11 protein-coding genes are annotated in these 15,385 nt (G+C 69.9%); 6 read left to right on the top strand and 5 right to left on the bottom strand.

From position 1 onward, the window contains the following. The first annotated feature begins 98 nt into the window (after positions 1-98). Complete coding sequence (locus tag RPQ07_RS01710; RefSeq protein ID WP_313942169.1) at positions 99-515, top strand: VOC family protein; 417 nt, start codon at positions 99-101, stop codon at positions 513-515. Positions 516-786: 271 nt separating this feature from the next. On the opposite strand, the gene RPQ07_RS01705 is transcribed toward RPQ07_RS01710, so the two are convergent. Further along, on the bottom strand, positions 787-1,185 hold the full coding sequence (locus RPQ07_RS01705; protein WP_313942168.1) for a DUF6221 family protein: 399 nt from the start codon (positions 1,183-1,185) through the stop codon (positions 787-789). A 241-nt stretch (positions 1,186-1,426) separates the two neighbouring features. On the opposite strand from RPQ07_RS01705, the gene RPQ07_RS01700 reads away from it, so the two are divergent. After that, the gene (locus RPQ07_RS01700; RefSeq protein WP_313942167.1) at positions 1,427-2,734 is read left to right on the top strand and encodes an MFS transporter; all 1,308 of its coding nucleotides are present in this window, start codon (positions 1,427-1,429) and stop codon (positions 2,732-2,734) included. Positions 2,735-2,827: 93 nt separating this feature from the next. Here RPQ07_RS01700 and RPQ07_RS01695 read toward each other — a convergent pair whose 3' ends face one another. Continuing rightward, positions 2,828-5,161: a discoidin domain-containing protein gene (locus RPQ07_RS01695; protein WP_313942166.1), complete on the bottom strand. Its 2,334-nt coding sequence runs from the start codon at positions 5,159-5,161 to the stop codon at positions 2,828-2,830. A gap of 616 nt (positions 5,162-5,777) precedes the next feature. Between RPQ07_RS01695 and mscL the strand changes: the two genes are divergently transcribed. The 3 genes from mscL to RPQ07_RS01680 all read left to right on the top strand — a co-directional run bounded on the left by mscL (position 5,778) and on the right by RPQ07_RS01680 (position 9,280). Further along, positions 5,778-6,221 (top strand): large conductance mechanosensitive channel protein MscL, encoded by a 444-nt coding sequence (gene mscL / locus RPQ07_RS01690; RefSeq protein ID WP_313942165.1) that lies wholly within the window; start codon positions 5,778-5,780, stop codon positions 6,219-6,221. A 255-nt stretch (positions 6,222-6,476) separates the two neighbouring features. Further along, entirely contained in the window at positions 6,477-8,342 is a 1,866-nt protein-coding gene (locus tag RPQ07_RS01685) for a LamG domain-containing protein (RefSeq protein WP_313942164.1), read from the top strand. Between the two features lie 335 nt (positions 8,343-8,677). Next, positions 8,678-9,280 (top strand): YcxB family protein, encoded by a 603-nt coding sequence (locus tag RPQ07_RS01680; protein ID WP_313942163.1) that lies wholly within the window; start codon positions 8,678-8,680, stop codon positions 9,278-9,280. Between the two features lie 151 nt (positions 9,281-9,431). On the opposite strand, the gene RPQ07_RS01675 is transcribed toward RPQ07_RS01680, so the two are convergent. The 3 genes from RPQ07_RS01675 to RPQ07_RS01665 are packed head-to-tail and all read right to left on the bottom strand — an operon-like array spanning position 9,432 to position 12,012. Then, positions 9,432-10,790: an FtsX-like permease family protein gene (locus RPQ07_RS01675; protein WP_313942162.1), complete on the bottom strand. Its 1,359-nt coding sequence runs from the start codon at positions 10,788-10,790 to the stop codon at positions 9,432-9,434. Beyond that, positions 10,787-11,482, bottom strand: a complete 696-nt coding sequence (locus tag RPQ07_RS01670; protein WP_313942161.1) for an ABC transporter ATP-binding protein — start codon at positions 11,480-11,482, stop codon at positions 10,787-10,789. Before RPQ07_RS01670 ends, RPQ07_RS01675 begins: the two co-directional genes overlap by 4 nt. After that, a complete protein-coding gene (locus RPQ07_RS01665) occupies positions 11,479-12,012 on the bottom strand; it encodes a PadR family transcriptional regulator (protein WP_313942160.1) in 534 nt (177 codons plus the stop codon). Before RPQ07_RS01665 ends, RPQ07_RS01670 begins: the two co-directional genes overlap by 4 nt. Positions 12,013-12,362: 350 nt before the next feature. Here RPQ07_RS01665 and RPQ07_RS01660 point away from each other — a divergent pair, with 350 nt between their 5' ends. Continuing rightward, complete coding sequence (locus tag RPQ07_RS01660; RefSeq protein WP_313942159.1) at positions 12,363-15,383, top strand: trypsin-like peptidase domain-containing protein; 3,021 nt, start codon at positions 12,363-12,365, stop codon at positions 15,381-15,383. The last annotated feature ends 2 nt before the right edge of the window (positions 15,384-15,385 follow it).

Below are 15,385 nucleotides of genomic sequence, written 5' to 3'. Positions count from 1 at the left end.
CCAGGACGCGGTTCCACGACGGGAGCGCAGAACCCTCCCCGCGGGGTCGGCCGGGGCTACGCTGCATTCCTGACAAAACGTCACGAAAGGATCATGCTGTGGCCTCTCGACTCAACCCGTACATCAGTTTCACCGGTGACGCCAAGCAAGCCCTGGAGTTCTACAAGGCCGTCTTCGGCGGCACCTTGACGGCCCACACCTTCGGCGATTTCGGTGGCGAGGCGCCGCCCGGCTTCGCCGACAAGATCATGCACGGCCAGCTGGAAACCCCCGCCGGCTTCACCCTCATGGGAGCCGACACCCCTCCCGGGATGGACTACACGCCGGGCACGAACTTCGCCGTCAGCCTCAGCGGCGACGACCCGGGCGAACTGCGCGGGTACTGGGACAAGCTCTCCGACGGTGGCACCGTCGCGGTCCCGCTGGAGAAGCAGATGTGGGGCGACGTGTTCGGCATGTGCACGGACAAGTTCGGCATCGGCTGGATGGTCAACATCAGCGAGCCCGGCGCCTGACCGCGATCCGCACCCCGAGGGTCCCGCGCCGCCCGGCGCCGGGGCCCTCGGCGCATCCCCGGCCCCGGCCCCCTGAGGACCTCAGGGCTGTGCCGCCGTCCCCGGCGGGCGCACGACGACAACTACGGCCCCTCTTCGTGGTGTCGGATCACCCGAATACGGCGGTTATGAGGAGGATCTTCCCCAGCCTCCGGCGGGGATGCCTACACCGTCGTGCGATGCACCGCATCCGACGCCCCGCGCCGATCCACCGGGGATGACGGGACAGCCCTCAGCGGATGAAGCGGGGAAGCCATTTCGCGGTGTAGTCGGGATGCGAGGCGTACTCCGCGGCCAGCTGCCGTACCGCGAAGCCGAGGCCGACGGCGCGACCGGAGGTGAAGTCCTCCTCCGGGCGGTCGGTGTCCCGTTCCGCGATCTCGACGTACTCGCTGAGCAGGACCCGGTTGGTCTCGATGCGGGCCACCGTGCGGGCAGGGTCCTGGAGTGCGATGTGCCGGTCGTAGCCGGCGTCCCTGACCGTGAAGGCGATCCCGGACGTCCGGTCGTGGACCTCCCCGGGGACATCCGCCGGACACCGCCAGCTCGCGCCCCCGGCATCCAGCGCGACCCGCTCCTCCTCGGCGAGCCGTGCTTCGATGAAGGCCACCATTTCTGCGTTGCCGGCCATACGACGGCGCTTCCTCTCGTCAAAGGCGTGTGGATTGCGGAGCCATTGTGCTGGACACCCCGCCCCGCCTGCGAACCGGCAGGTGCCGCCCACCCCGGCCATGGGGCCTCCATCCGGGCACGGCGGCGGACGTTCGCGAAAAACCCGCTGTCCCGTCCGGTGCGGCCGCGCTTACGATTCTGTGCTGCACGGAAGGGCCGGCCGGCCCGCCGCGCCCGGGGCCCGGGGGAGGAACCACAGCATGATCGACTCCGCAGTCGTGCAACCTCCGCTGTGGACACGGAACTTCACGCTCTACTTCACCGCCCGCATCGCGTCCATGCTGGGCGACGCGATGCTGCCGGTCGCCCTGTCGGTGGCGATGCTCACCCTCGGCTACGGGGTGAGCGCGGTCGGGTTCGCCCTCGGTGCGTGGATGGCCGCCTTCGCGGTGTTCGTCGTGTTCGGCGGGGTTCTCGCGGACCGGTTCCACCCCCGGCCGGTGATGATCGCCGCCGACGCGGTGCGGTTCCTGCTCATCGCATCCCTCGCCTGGTACGTCGCGGTCGGCCGGCCCCCGCTGTGGTTCATCGTAACCGCGACCGCGCTGGGCGGTCTGGCCACCGCGATGTTCCAGCCGGGAGTCAACGGCATGGTGCCGCAGGTCGCCGCCGACGCGCAGAAGGCCAACGCCGTCCTCCGCGTCGGCCAGGGCATCTCCACCATGGCCGGTCCCGCGGGCGCCGGACTGCTCGTCGCGGCCGCCGCACCCGCCTGGGCGTTCGCCGCGACCGCTGCCACCTTCGCCGCCAGCGGACTGTCCTTGCTGGCCCTGCGGCTGCCGCCGTTCACCGCCGACCGCACGACCTCCACATGGGAGAACCTGCGCACCGGCTGGACCGAATTCCGTTCCCGCTCCTGGCTGTGGGCGGTCATCCTCATCTGGTGGGTCCTCGGCGTCTTCGTCTGGGGCCCGCTCACCCCGCTCGGTGCCGCGTCCGTCACGGGTGCTCACGGCACCGCGGCCTTCGGTTACGCCGAGGCCGCGTTCGGCGCCGGCTGCGCCGTCGGTGGCCTCATCGCCATCCGCATCCGCCCAGCCCGGCCGCTGCTCGGCGGCGCCGTAGCCATGTTCCTCTTCCCCCTGATGCCGCTCACGGCCGCTCTGGTCCCGGCGCTGCCGCTGCTCCTGCTCGGCTACGCGGTCAGCGGGGTCGGCTGGGCGTTCTGGGGCGTGCAGTGGGCCACCACCGTGCAGACCCAGATCCCCGAGGACCGGCTCAACCGGGTCTCCGCGTACGAGATCGCCGGGTCGATCCTCGCCGTCCCGCTGGGGCAGATGATCGCCGGACCGGCGAGCTCGCTGGTCGGGGTCCATGAACTGCTGTTCGCCGCCGCCGTGATCAGCGCCGGCTGCGCGGCGGCACTGATCGCGGTCGCGCCCGTCCGGCGGTTGCGACGCGCACCGCCCCGCCGCCTGGCACCCATCGCCCCCGCGCCGGAGCCCGGCATGACGCTGCGGCCGGCCGCGCCCGGAACAGGGCACGGCGACACGCACGAGCGCACCTGACCGCCCCGCTCGGATCACCCTTACGGGGGACGACCGAGCGCCCGGTGTCACCCGCAGAACAGGTGGCACCGGGCGCCCGTGGACGCCGGGCTGTCAGCCCACGGTGAGCATCCTCGCCTTGCTGGGCACCCCTTCGGCGTTCAGGGCGAACAGGAAGTACGTGCCCGGGAGCGCCACCCCCGGATCGGCCGGAACGGTGACGTCGTATGCCCCCGCACCTGTTTGACGGAACGTCAGCGGCACACGGCGCTGGTCGTTGTCCGTGGAATGCGTCGACGCCCCCGCTCTCACCAGCGCGAACGAGGAGACGTCGGCGTCGGTCGTCACGGCCAGCTGCGCCCCGTTCGCCGCTCGGGCCGGGACACCGCCCGTGATCACCGGACGGGCCTTCTCACTGCCGTCCGCGTTCAGGAGGTACGGCGGCGTGAAGATCGCCCCGTCGGGATGGTTGGTCGCACACGCACCGCACAGTCCGCCGCCCCCGGTGAAGATGCGGCCGTCGGGCAGCAGGTTGGCGACACTGTGATAGTTCCGCGGCACCGCCATCGACGCCATCCGCGTGAATCTGCCCGTCGCCGGATCCCAGATCTCCGGCGTCATCGCCGAGGTCGCGTCACTGAACGGCACCGGGAACGACTGCCCGCCGAAGACGGCCACCTTGCCGTCCGGCATCACCACACTGTTGCCGAAGGCGCGGGCATAGGCCATGTCCCCGGTACGCGAACTGATCGGTGTGCCACCCCCGTTGAGGTCGACGGTGTACGCCCGCCGCGTCGCCTTCACATTCTCGTACGCCGTCGCACCGCCCAGCGTGAGCAGCTTCCCGATGTCGTACGCGACCGCGTTGCCGTTCATCGCGTCCGGGGAATCCGCGCGCCGTCCGGCCGCGGTGATGGTGCCGTTGCCGCTGGTGGAGATCCAGTTGATCTGCTTGCTCGGGCCGAGGTGCAGCACCCGACCGTTCGACGTGGCGTGCAGCCACTGATGGTTGTCGGCGCGGTAGGCACCGCGCGGATCGGCGGTCATGGTCGTGGTGACCGGTACACCGCTGAGCTTGCGCCATGTGCCGTTCGCCGACGACCAGACCTCACCGCCCTTGGCGCTGCCGCCGCCGCTCCACGATCCGCCGAGAACGAAGGCATCGCCGGTGGAGAGCAGGGTCATCGCCTGATAGCCGCGGGCGATGTTCATGTCCGACGTGGATGCCCAGGCGTCGGTGGCGGGGTCGTAGATGCTTGCCCGCTCGGCGTTGGAGCCGCCGGTGACCAGCACGCGGCCGTCCTTCAGGACCGCTATGCCGGGACAGAACATGTCGTGCCCGGTGTTGTCCACCCGCCGCTGTGTGACCCGGCCGGTCGCCAGGTCCATGATCGCGGTCTGGGTGTAGCCGTTGCTCCCGCCGAAGCGGTCGATACCGTACGCCGACCATGCCAGCATCTTGTTGTTCGGCAGCACCGCCGTCGCGACCGGCACCAGCGGGAAGCCCGTCACCTTGCCCCACACGCCGTGCGAGGCAGGTGCGGCGGGTCCACTGATACGGATCTCGCCCGCCGACGCCCACGGTCCACGGCCGCCGGCTTCACTCGTCGCGGTCAGCCGCACATAGCGGGCGGTGACGGTACGGGTGAAGGTGGCGCCCTTCAGCGTGTCGTCGTCCTTCCAACTGCCGCTCGCCACCGGCGTACTGAACGTGGTGCCGTTCAGGCTGGTGGTGACGGTGTGGGCGCCGATCCGGCCGTTGACACCGATGCGCCGCGGCTCGTACGAGAGCGCGGACACCGGCCGCGCCGTCTTCATGTCGATCGTGATGCTGTGCGGGAACGGCGCTGTGGTCGGTGACCACCTGCTGTGCCACAGGGTGTCCGGATCACCGTCCAGCGCAGCGGCGGGAGCGTGCGCGCCCCGGGCCGTCTCGAAGCTGGTTGCCGATGCCGTCCAGCCCTCACGGGGCAGATCGACCACGGAGGCGGCGGTACCCGGATCGCCCAGCAGGTTGATCTCACCGGCACTGGAGAACGGGCCGCGGCCACCTGCCTCGGTCGTCGCGGTCAGCCGGATGAAGCGAGCGCCCTTCGGCGCGAAACTCAGCGTCTTGACCGTGGCGTCGTCGGCCAGCGTACCCGTCGCCACAGCGGCACCCCAGGCCACACCGTCAGCGCTCAGGTGGATCGCGTACTCCCCGATCCGGCCGTTGGTCCCGGTCGCCCGAGGCCGGTAGACGAGCGCGGACAGGACCGCCGTCTCCGTGATGTCGATGGTGATGCTGTGCGGCAACGCGGCAGCGGTCGGCGACCACCGGCTGTGCCACATGGTGTTCGGATCGCCGTCCAGTACCCGAAGAGGACGGTGATCCCCCCGTACCGTCTCGTGATCACTCGCCGTCGCCGTCCACCCGTCCCGCGGCAATGTCGGCGCGGCCGGCTCCATGGCGGAAGCAGGTGCAGCCTGATGATGCGGCGCAGGCGGCGGCGCCGTCGGGTCCGCCATCGGCAATGCCCCCGGCCCGGCACTCGCCCGGCCACCCGAAGTGAACAGCGGCAGCAGAGCCACCAGCGTCGCCGTCAGCGCCAGCAGAATCAGACCCCGCGATCTGAGCCGGAACGGACGGCGGAAAACAGACAGAGCAAAGCCACGGATCATGTCGTTGTCCCCCCACGGAAAGGACGTCGCGTCCCACGGCAACGCCCATGCGGGAGTTGACCCTCGCAGTAGCCCACAGGCTTGTAAAGACTTCTGCGGCTATTGCGGACAACTGTGACCCGACAGGAGCCAAGCGGTGTACGTTATGAGATTTCGTCGCGTTCCGTGCCGTGATCGGACAGCCACGACAGCCCCGACAGCGCGCAGCACGCAGCCGAGCGCCGCGGGCCTGCAGCCCCGGGACCGGGCATCGCCGGCGTCCACACGCGGACCGCGGCCGGAAACGAGACCGTACACATTCACTCCGCCCTCCCGGGGCAGCCGGACAGGGCAGGCACGCCCCGTCCCGCGCCCACACGTCCCCACCTGTGTCGCCGCGGGCCCCGGAGAGGAGAACCAAAAGATGAAAGGCTTCCGCAGCTTCATCCTGCGAGGCAACGTCGTCGATCTGGCCGTCGGCATCGTCATCGGCGCCGCGTTCACCGCCGTCGTGAACGGTTTCGTCGGTGCATTCCTGACCCCACTCGTCGGACTGGCCACGGGAGCCACCGGCGACATGAGCCGCAAGCACTTCACCCTCGGCGCGACCCAGTTCCCCTACGGCGCCTTCATCAACGCCGCGATCAGCTTCCTTCTCCTTGCCGCGGCCCTGTACTTCCTCGTCGTCCTGCCCATCAACAAACTCCACGAGCGCCTCGCCCCGCACCAGGACGTTCAGGCCCCCAAGCGGGACTGCCCCGAATGCCTCAGCCCTGTCCCGGCCCACGCCCGACGCTGCGCGTCCTGCACCGTGCCCCTGCCCGAGATCCCCGTCCAGGCCGACACGACCACACAGCGCGCCGGCTGACTCCGGGCAGACACCGCGCCGCCCAGCAGCACCGGTCGTCCGACGGCTCGTCGACCTCTTTCAAGGCCGCCCGACATCAAGCACGTGCCCAGCTCGCTCCTGAGCGCATAAAAGATCGAATCGAATCCCGTCCCGGGCTAGGGTGCGCCGACGGGCCTCGTACAGTCGCCCGTTCACAAGGGGCCTGGGGAGGCCCAGGGGAGGGGAAAGACGAACGTGCCCGGACACAGACGGAGAAGCAGGCCCGCATGGGCCGTGATCGCAGGCGCCACGCTGCTGGCAGGGCTGCTGACATCGCCGGCCTTCGGAGCATCGGGAGACGCAGCCGACGATCCGGTACCAAGACCACCCCGGATCACCAGTCAAGGTCCGTACACGGAGTGCACCGCGGACGACTGCGTCGGGCGCGGCGAACCCGGGCTGCCCGGCCTGTTCACCTTCCGGCCGAACGAGGCCGATATCGACGCAGCCACAGGAAGCACCGACGTCACCGCCTACCGGGTGCGCCTCACCGGCCACATGGGAGCCGTCGTCGTCGATGGGGCTGAGCCGCCGCCGTACACCGCAGTGCCATCCGTTGCCGGCCTTCAAATCCTGGAAGTACAGGCCAGAGACCGGGGCGAACGCTGGGGCCCTTCGACATCCTTCACCTTCATGGTGAAGCAGGCGCCCGGCGCGGTCGGACAGTGGCAGTTCGCGGACCGTCCCTCAAACGGATCAGGGACCACGACGAAGGACACCGCAAGCGAGGGGACGGAGCGCCACGACGCGTCACTCAAGGGCGGCGCCACCTGGTCGGACCGGGCCCGACGCGGCGAGGCCGACTCTTCGCTCGACCTGAACAGCTCGGCCCCTCGCAAGCAAAAGGCGTACGCGACGACAGCCGGGCCGCCCATCAACACCGCCGAGTCGTTCACCGTCTCGGCCTGGGCTTATCTCGCCAACACGACGTCCGATCAAGCCGTACTCTCCGCACCCGGGACCCACGACGCCGCTTTCGAGCTGTCCTACTCCGCCCAGCACAAGAAGTGGGCCTTCGGCCGAGGCGCCCAGGACCGCCGTCACACGACGGATGTCGTCTCCTACGGCGACGCGGCGCATCCGCCCGCCGGCGTATGGACCCACCTGGCCGGAGTCTTCGACACCAAACGTGACGCAGACTCGACGAACGACACCATCCAACTGTTCGTCAACGGCCGTCCCCAGGGAGAGCCGGTAACCCTGGCCACAGCGACCTCGGCCTACCGGCCCTGGACGTCGGCAAGCGGACTCCAGATGGGCCGGAGCAAGGCCAACGGCCGGCACCAGCGGTACTTCCACGGCTACGTGGACGAAGTAGCAGTCTGGCAAAGGGCACTGCGGCCGATGGACCTACGTCTGGTATCAGACCTCGAGGACGAATACGAGCCGGCCACCGCGCTCGTCGCGGACTGGAACGCCGGCCCGGTCACCACCGGCAACATCATCAAGGACATCAGCCGCTACGGCCGAACCGCCCTCAACCTCTCGCCCGAGGGGGCACAACTTCTGCCGGACGACATGGGGCAAGGCCGACTGGTGCTCGACGGAATACGGGGTTACGCCGACGCCTCCGGACCGGTCGTGGACGAAACGGGCTCCTTCACCGTGTCGGCCCGGGTGAGTGTGAACGGTACGGAGTGGGCGTCCAAGCCGGTCGGCCACCGCGGAATCGTGGCCGCCCAAAACCTTGCAGGCGCTTCGTCCTGGGCGCTCGTACTGACCAAGCTCGACACGGACATTTCCCTTTGGAGCTTTGTCCGTACAGGGGTTGACGCTGCAGGCAATGTCACTGGCCGTGTCGAGGCCCAAGCGAACGACGTGATGACAGATTTCGACACCCCGATCGATCTCACCGGTACCTACAACGCCACCGCGATCGCCGATGACCCGTCCGACACGTCCGGCGCGCTGAAGCTCTACATCGGTACCTCTGGGCAGGGGACGTCTCCCCAGGCCGGTCACATCGCGCAGACGCAGGGAACGGGCAAGGTGACCGTGGGGCGCGCCGCCGACGGCGACCCCCTTCCCGGCAGCCTGCACCGATTGCGTATCTGGACCGGAGCCCTGACAGCCAACGGGGTAGGCAACCAAGTCCCGTGACGGACGCGTTGACGGTGCCGGCCGGCTGACCTCTGCGGGCGGGCTCGACCGTCGCGGTACCCCGAAGCGCAGGGTCCCCGGTGCGTCAGCTCCGGGGGCCCTGCGCTCTCCGCTGCCGGCCGCTGACGTGGAGCTGCTCCTGAATGCCGGCGTTGCAGGTGACGAGGGCGCCGGAGGGCTTGGATGAGGTCCTCCGAGGATCTGTAAGCAGTGCGTCCCCGGCGGCGCCGATGGGTGGGGGCCACAGCTTTACCGAGTCGGCGATCCGGCCGATGCGGGATGAGCCGTGATCGCCTGCCAGTACGATCCGTTTCCACGAGCTCTGGGGAGGGTGTATGAGCACCGACGTATCCGTACGGTTCACCTACACGGTGACGCTGCGAGAGATATCCGACGGGTTGAAACTTCAGATGCGGCACAGCCCGGCCGGCCGGTGGGCTTTTCGCGTTCTGTGGGGCGTGGGCATCTTCCTCGGCCTGGTGATCGCGATCAACGTTGCGGTCAAGGGCACCGACTCCCCGGCCCTGGGGGTACTGCGGTTGATCGTGACCGTCATCGTCATAGCCGTCGTGTGCCGCTGGCTGATGGCTCTGGGCCTGCTCGGGTACGCCAGGCACCTGGGCGAACATCGCGTCACGCTCGACCCGTCAGGGATCAGCACCGTGTCCGTGCGCCATACGAACCACACAGGTTGGGAGTTCTACGGGCGCTGGGTCGAGGGTCGCCGGGTCTTTGTACTGCTCACCCCGGATGTGTGGGGCGCCGGCGTGCTGATCCTGCCCAAGCGAGGCTTGAGCTCACCTCAGGACGCCGAACGCGTAAGGGAGTTGCTCGCCGCAAGACTGGTCGACCAGCGATCTGTCCGGGCTGCGCGGAAGAACGCTGGTGACCAGCCCGAAGAGGGCCCCCATGACGCGGAAGTCGTGCGCGGTGCCTGACTTCGGTCGGCACAACGCACATGCTTGAGTGATCAGAAGCGACACGAGTCCGGATCGACGCACGGTCGGGTCGGGCAGGTGAGCAGGCGGGCGCCCATGCCCCCACCCAGGTCGGCATGTGGTCGTCACCGTCTGCTCTCATGGTGCGCTGTCACGCGTACCGCAGCTCCCCCGGCCGCACCCAGCGCCCGAGAAGGGGCAACGCCGTCGCCGCCGCCAGCAGACAGGACCCGTACATCACGGGCGCGACCAGAAGGGCGGTCCACGGTACCGAGCCGACGCCGGTGGCCGTGGAGTACGCGACGCCGATCGCCATGCCTCCGGTGCCCGCCAGGAGCAAGCCGGGGGCGAGGGGGAGGGCCGTCTCCAGGAGGAGGGCGCAGTTCAGGACCGGGCGCTGCACGCCGGCCGCCACCTGGGCGGCCAGGGCGCGGCGGCGGGAGGCCAGTGACTCCGCGGTGCCCACGGCGAGCCCGGAGAGAGTGATGGCGAGGGCGACCAGGACGGCGGCCCCGGTCAGGTCGAGACCGGTGGTGTAGTAGGCCATGTCGGCGGCGGGATGATCCCGCCTGGACAGTTCCGTGCGCATCGCGTGCTGAACACAGAGGAAGACCGTCCCGACGACCGTCACCAGCAGCACTGCGGCGTGGGACCGGGCCGCGGCCCACGGATCGTCGCGCAGCCGTTCCCCCGCAATCAGCGGCGCCGCGGTCCGGGCCCGCGCGGCGAGCAGACGCCCGGTGTGCCGCGCAGTGACGCCGGACAGCCACACCGCGCCGGCGCCGAGGGTGACGACGAGGCCCATTACGGTCAACGGCATCCGCCAGTCGAACCGGTTGCCGGAGACGTGGCCGCCGTACATGGCGAGTGACGCCAGCCCGACCACCATCACCAGACCACCACCCAGGGACAACAGTCCTGGTCCCCGGCCCGCCTTCGGGTGCACCCGGCGGACCCGGCCCAGTGGGGAGGCCACCACCCGGCGCAGTGCGAAGGCTCCCGCTGCCGCGCCCAGCACCGGTACCCCGACGGCGACCGATGCGAGGGCCGCCCAGGTCAACGGCGTCGGACCGCTCCACAGGCGCAGCAGGCAAAGCACCGAGAAGGCGGTGGTGACCGCCGAACCCAGCAGACAGGCGAGCCCGGTCTCCAGGGCGGCGATCCGGCGAACCTGCCAGGGTGTCGCCCCGGCGAGCCGCAGCCCGGCCAGCCGGCGATCGCGGTGTACAGCGCCGATCCGGGCGCACTGACCGAGGAATCCCAGCACCGGCACCAGCAACAGCAGCAGGCCGCTGATCACCCCGGCACGAGTACCGGGTTGGTCCAGGAGGCCGTGGAAGAGGGAGAGACGGTAACTGCCCTGTAGGGACGCGAGCGTGGCGGCCACCAGAGCGAAACCCGTGGCGAGCGCTGCGCCCGCCGCCGTCAGCGTGATCCTCCACGACTCCCGCCGGTCGGACCCGCGTACGAGCTGCCAAGCCAGGCGGAGGTCCGAAGCCATCGTGCTCATGCCGTCACCTCCAGCTTCGACACGGCCCCGTCCCGCAGCTGGACCTCGCGATCCGCGTACGCCGCCACTTGGGCGTCGTGCGTGACCAGCAGCACGGCCGTGCCCGACTCCCGGGCCGTGTGAGCCAACGCCGTCATGACCTGCTCGCTCGCCAGCGAGTCCAGCGCCCCGGTCGGCTCGTCCGCGAACACCACCCTCGGCCGGGTGACCAGCGCACGGGCCAGCGCCGCCCGCTGCGCCTGCCCGCCGCTCATCTCGCCCGGCCGCAGCTCCTCCTGCCCGCGCACCCCGAACCGCTCCAGAAGCGTTCCGGCGCACGCCCGCGCCTCGGTGCGGCCGGTGCCGGCCAGCATCAGCGGCAAGGCCACGTTGTCCAGAGCCGTCAGCTCCGGGATCAGCTGCCCGAACTGGAAGATCACCCCGAATTCGGTGCGGCGCAGCTCGCTCAGCCGCTTCTCCGGCAGCCTGTCCAGCCGCTCGCCGTCGTACGTCACCGAGCCCGCGTCCGGGCGGACTATCCCGGCCAGGCAGTGCAGCAGCGTCGACTTCCCGCTGCCGCTGGCCCCGGTAACGGCGAGGATCTCACCGGCCCGCAGCTCGGCACTGGCACCGCGCAGGGCCTCGGTCCTGCCGTGGGCCTTCACCAAGTCGCGAGCCGCAAGCAGCGGCTGTCTCGTGGTCCCGTTCGTCATGCTGTGCAGACCTCCGCGGTCAGGGTTGTGAGCCGGGCCGCCGTGGTGGTCATCCAACGGAGGTCGGCGTCGAGGTGATGGAGGGCGTAGTCGGCCGAGAGGACGGTCGTCATGTCCGTGCCCGGGGCTGTCTTGACCGCCGTGAGCTCCCGCATCCGCGCCATATGGGCAGCGCGCTGGGCCAGCAGATAGGCGCCCGCGTCGCCGCCGGTGAGGATCGACACGACGACCTTGGCGAAGATCTCGTTCGTCACGAAGGGTGCGGGGGGTGCGATCTCACATGCCCACCGGGCCAGTTCGCGCGTGCCCTCGTCCGTCGTGCGGTACGCGGTCCGCTCCGGACCGCCGTCCGACGCGGTGCCGTCGACCGCTGCGAGGCCGTCCCGGACCAGGCGTTGCAGGGTCGTGTAGACCTGCCCGTATGCCAGGGGACGGGCCTCGGGGAAGCGCTCGTCGTGACGTCGCTTCAAGTCGTATCCATGGCTGGGCCCCGAGGAGAGCAGCCCCAGCAGAATGTGACGGGTGGTCATGCAGATCAGTATGCACCATGTATATGTACTGAGTGAATAGTGGAGCGGTGACCAAGACGGATCTGGAAAGAGGCCGGCGGCGATGAACGCACATCGGGTGCGCGGCGAACGGAGTCGGATGTGCAGGGGCGCTTCGGAAGCGCCTGGCTCCGACGGCAGATCAGCTTCGCCTCGCCGAAGGCCCGTTCGGCTCCAGGTCTTCTCCCGGCGGTCTGCTCCTCCCTCGCCGGCTGAACGGCCTGCGGGCGAGAGATGGATTCAGCGTCAACTCTCCCCCGAGCAACGGCGTTTCCCAAGCCCTGGTGGGGGAGGATCAGCCAGTCGGTTGGTGGTGTGCAACGGGAGTGTTCATGACGGTGCCGGAGCGACTGAGTGACGAAACGCGGGAGCGGCTGAGGGTTCTGACGGAGCGGCACACGGTAGGCATCACGGCCGGCGGTGCCTTCTGCGGTTCGGGGTTCGTCGTGACCCCCGACACGGTGATCACCTGCGCCCATGTTGTCGCCGGCCGTGACCCGGCGGGTCTCGTCGCCCTCGTCGAGGGGCGGAGTGTCGCCGTCGACGTGGTAAGGATGGTTCCCGAGTCCCGGGGAGAGGGCAGCATCTACGGCTTCCCGGACCTGGCCGAACTGCGGCTGGCCGAGCCGGCGCACGACCTGCGCGGAGTGTGGCTCGACGACAGCGAGCCCCTGCAGTCGGCCTCGGTCTCGGTCCACGGCTTCAGCGGCCACACGCTGGAGCAGGGTGTCCAGCCGGACACTCTGCGCCTAGAGGTCGCGGGCCGCAGCGGACAGTACGTACGGTTGCAGTGGGACCAAGTGGTGCAGGGTTTCAGCGGCGGCCCCGTGCTCGACACCGGCACGGGACGTGTCTGTGGGGTGCTCAAGGCGTCGCGGCACGAGAAGGGGATGTCCGGCGGCTGGCTCATCCCGATCGATGCTTTGGAGCAGTGTTCTCCCGGGCTGTTGGAGCGAAACCGCCGCTCGCACACACCCGGCACACCGTGGTTCGACGCGGCCGGTGAGCGCCTGCGCAGGCAGAAGGAGCTCTTCGGACCCGATCCCGTCAGCGAGGGCAGCGGCACGACGCCCGCGCAGATGCTGTCGCGTGGTGCCATGCCGTTCGTGGAGAGGCCGGAGCTGGGCGAGTTGGTCTCGTGGTGTCACGAGCCGCCCGATCTCTTGCTGCGCGTGCTCTACGCGCCGGGAGGCTCGGGCAAGACCCGGCTGTCGGCGCAGCTGTGCGGGCTTCTGCGTGAGGAGGGCTGGGTCGCCGGGTTCGCCGAGGTGTTCACCAACCCGCTCGCCCAGGAGCGGTGGTTGGAGAACATGACCTCGGCGCTTGCGGCCGGTTTCCCCGCGCTCGTCGTGTTCGACTACGCCCAGGCGCGTGTGAGCGACGTCTGCGAACTCCTTGCGCACATCCACCGCCACCGGCCGCAGGACGCCACTGTGCGCGTCCTGCTCCTCGCCCGGTCCGAGACGCCGCTGCGGCAACTGCTGCAGGAGGAGCTCGCGGCCCGGCACATCGAGGAGTGGGCGCTGCGTGAGGCGAGAGCGCACAGGCTGCCCAACAGCATCGAGGGCAGGAAGCCGGAGTCGCTGGCCGTGGAGGCGTTCGGCGAGTTCGCCAGGCAGCTGGACTGCGCGTGGGTCGCTGCGCCGGACGGTCTGGGCCGTACGGCCGGACAGCAGGACTCACTGCTGGGGGTACTGGCCACCGCTCTGGACGCCGTGCTCACGCTGCGCCAGGGGGAAGCCTGGGCGGAGAACGAGGATCCCCTGGCCCGCATCTGCTGGCACGAGATCAAGGGCTGGCACGCCTTGTTGGAGGACCGGCTGGGTACGGACGGGCCCCTCGCGGGACGTACCGGGCGACTGATGGCGGAAGGGCTGTTGCTCGTCCCCACACTCGCGCGTCGCCGCGAGCGGAGGGAGCTGACCGCGCTGCTCCGGCGTGTCCATGAAGCCGCCTTTCCCGACGCGGACCGCCGCCCCTCCATGGCTGCCGTCCACGGGTGTCTGCGCGCCCTGTACCCGGCTCAGGGCGGCCAGGTGGCCGTTCTGGAACCGGACCGCGTGGGGGAGATCCTGGCGCGCCGGGTCCTCCTGGAGCCGGAGAGCTGCGGCGAAGCCACCGACTATCTCGCGGCCGTGCTCGGCGCGGACGTGCCTGGTGTCGACGACGCCCGTGCCGAGACGGTTCTGGAAACGCTCGACGTGCTGGCCCGCGCCCGCGGCTGCACCGCGGTGGGGCGGGTCTTGGACCACCCGGCGCACGCGATCCTCGACGAGGCGCTGAGTGAGGCCGTGGGTATCAACCCCGAGTTGCTGGTACCGGCGTTGACGGTCACGGGAGCGCGCGTACCCCATGCGGAACCGCTTGCCGAGTTGATTCGGCCCGCCCTGGAGCAATGCGACACCGCACTGCTGCTGCAGGTCGAGACGCGGCTTCCCGGCTACGCCGGCGGGTTGTCCGGCGTGTCCGCCCTCGTGTTGGAACGGCTGCTCGCCGTGCCCGACCGTACGACGCCGGACGGTACGACCACCGGCGAGGGCAGGCTGGTCCGGTTGCGCCGTCTGATGAGTCGCAGCCTGCGCCTGCAGGAGACGGCACGAGGTCCTGAAGCGCTGCGGGTGGCCGACGAGGCGGTCGTCCTTGCGCGTGATCTGGTTCGGCGTTCCGGGCGCCACCAGCGCCCGCACGCGGCCGCGCTGCACAATCTGAGCCTGCTGCGCCACAGGGCGGGTGACACCGCCTCTGCCCTGGAGCTGAACGTCGAGGCGGTGTCGATCTATCGGAAGCTGGCGGACGAGGAAGCCCCGCAGCGGCCGCACCTGCTGCTGGACACCGCCTGGGCGCTGAGCACGCTCGCGTTGCTGCGCTTGGCGGACGGGCAGGTCAACGGTGCGGCCGAGGACGCCGCCGAGGGTGTTCTGCGGTGCGAGAGCGCCGCTGACGGTGCCCGGCGGCAGGATGTACTTCTCCAGTGCCTGGAGACGCTGGCCGAGTGCCGTATGAAAACAGGGCTGACGGATGAGGCTCTCGTGACGGCGGCCGAGGCGGTCGCCCTGTTACGTGAGCTGGCCAGGAGGCGGCCGGCACAGTACATGGCGCGCCTGCCTCACACCCTGCAGCTGCACGGTCTGTGGCTCATCAGGGCGGGCCGTTTCCACGAGGCGCACGATGTCCTGCAAGAGGCGGTCCGGCGCAGGGCCGTGCTGCCTCTGCAGGCGTCGCCCCACCTGCGCAAGCAGCAGCGGACCGCGCTGTCCGTGCTGGTGCAACTCACCATCGAACTCGACGAATTCGCAGATGAACGTACATCCTGGCGGGAGATGGAGGCCGTGCTCGACGGCCTCCCCGACTGACA

Origin of the sequence: Streptomyces sp. AM8-1-1 (assembly GCF_032229325.1) — a bacterium.
Classification (GTDB): Bacteria; Actinomycetota; Actinomycetes; order Streptomycetales; family Streptomycetaceae; genus Streptomyces; species Streptomyces achmelvichensis.
The sequence above is the reverse complement of the archived record's forward strand: the minus strand, read 5'-3'. Positions and strand labels throughout refer to the sequence as shown.

Coding starts and splice junctions, on each gene's coding strand:
- RPQ07_RS01705 (WP_313942168.1), bottom strand. CDS start 1,185: ATGGCCGGCAACGCAGAAATGGTGGCCTTCATCGAAGCACGGCTCGCC.
- RPQ07_RS01700 (WP_313942167.1), top strand. CDS start 1,427: ATGATCGACTCCGCAGTCGTGCAACCTCCGCTGTGGACACGGAACTTC.
- RPQ07_RS01695 (WP_313942166.1), bottom strand. CDS start 5,161: ATGGAGCCGGCCGCGCCGACATTGCCGCGGGACGGGTGGACGGCGACG.
- mscL (WP_313942165.1), top strand. CDS start 5,778: ATGAAAGGCTTCCGCAGCTTCATCCTGCGAGGCAACGTCGTCGATCTG.
- RPQ07_RS01680 (WP_313942163.1), top strand. CDS start 8,678: ATGAGCACCGACGTATCCGTACGGTTCACCTACACGGTGACGCTGCGA.
- RPQ07_RS01675 (WP_313942162.1), bottom strand. CDS start 10,790: ATGAGCACGATGGCTTCGGACCTCCGCCTGGCTTGGCAGCTCGTACGC.
- RPQ07_RS01670 (WP_313942161.1), bottom strand. CDS start 11,482: ATGACGAACGGGACCACGAGACAGCCGCTGCTTGCGGCTCGCGACTTG.
- RPQ07_RS01665 (WP_313942160.1), bottom strand. CDS start 12,012: ATGACCACCCGTCACATTCTGCTGGGGCTGCTCTCCTCGGGGCCCAGC.
- RPQ07_RS01660 (WP_313942159.1), top strand. CDS start 12,363: ATGACGGTGCCGGAGCGACTGAGTGACGAAACGCGGGAGCGGCTGAGG.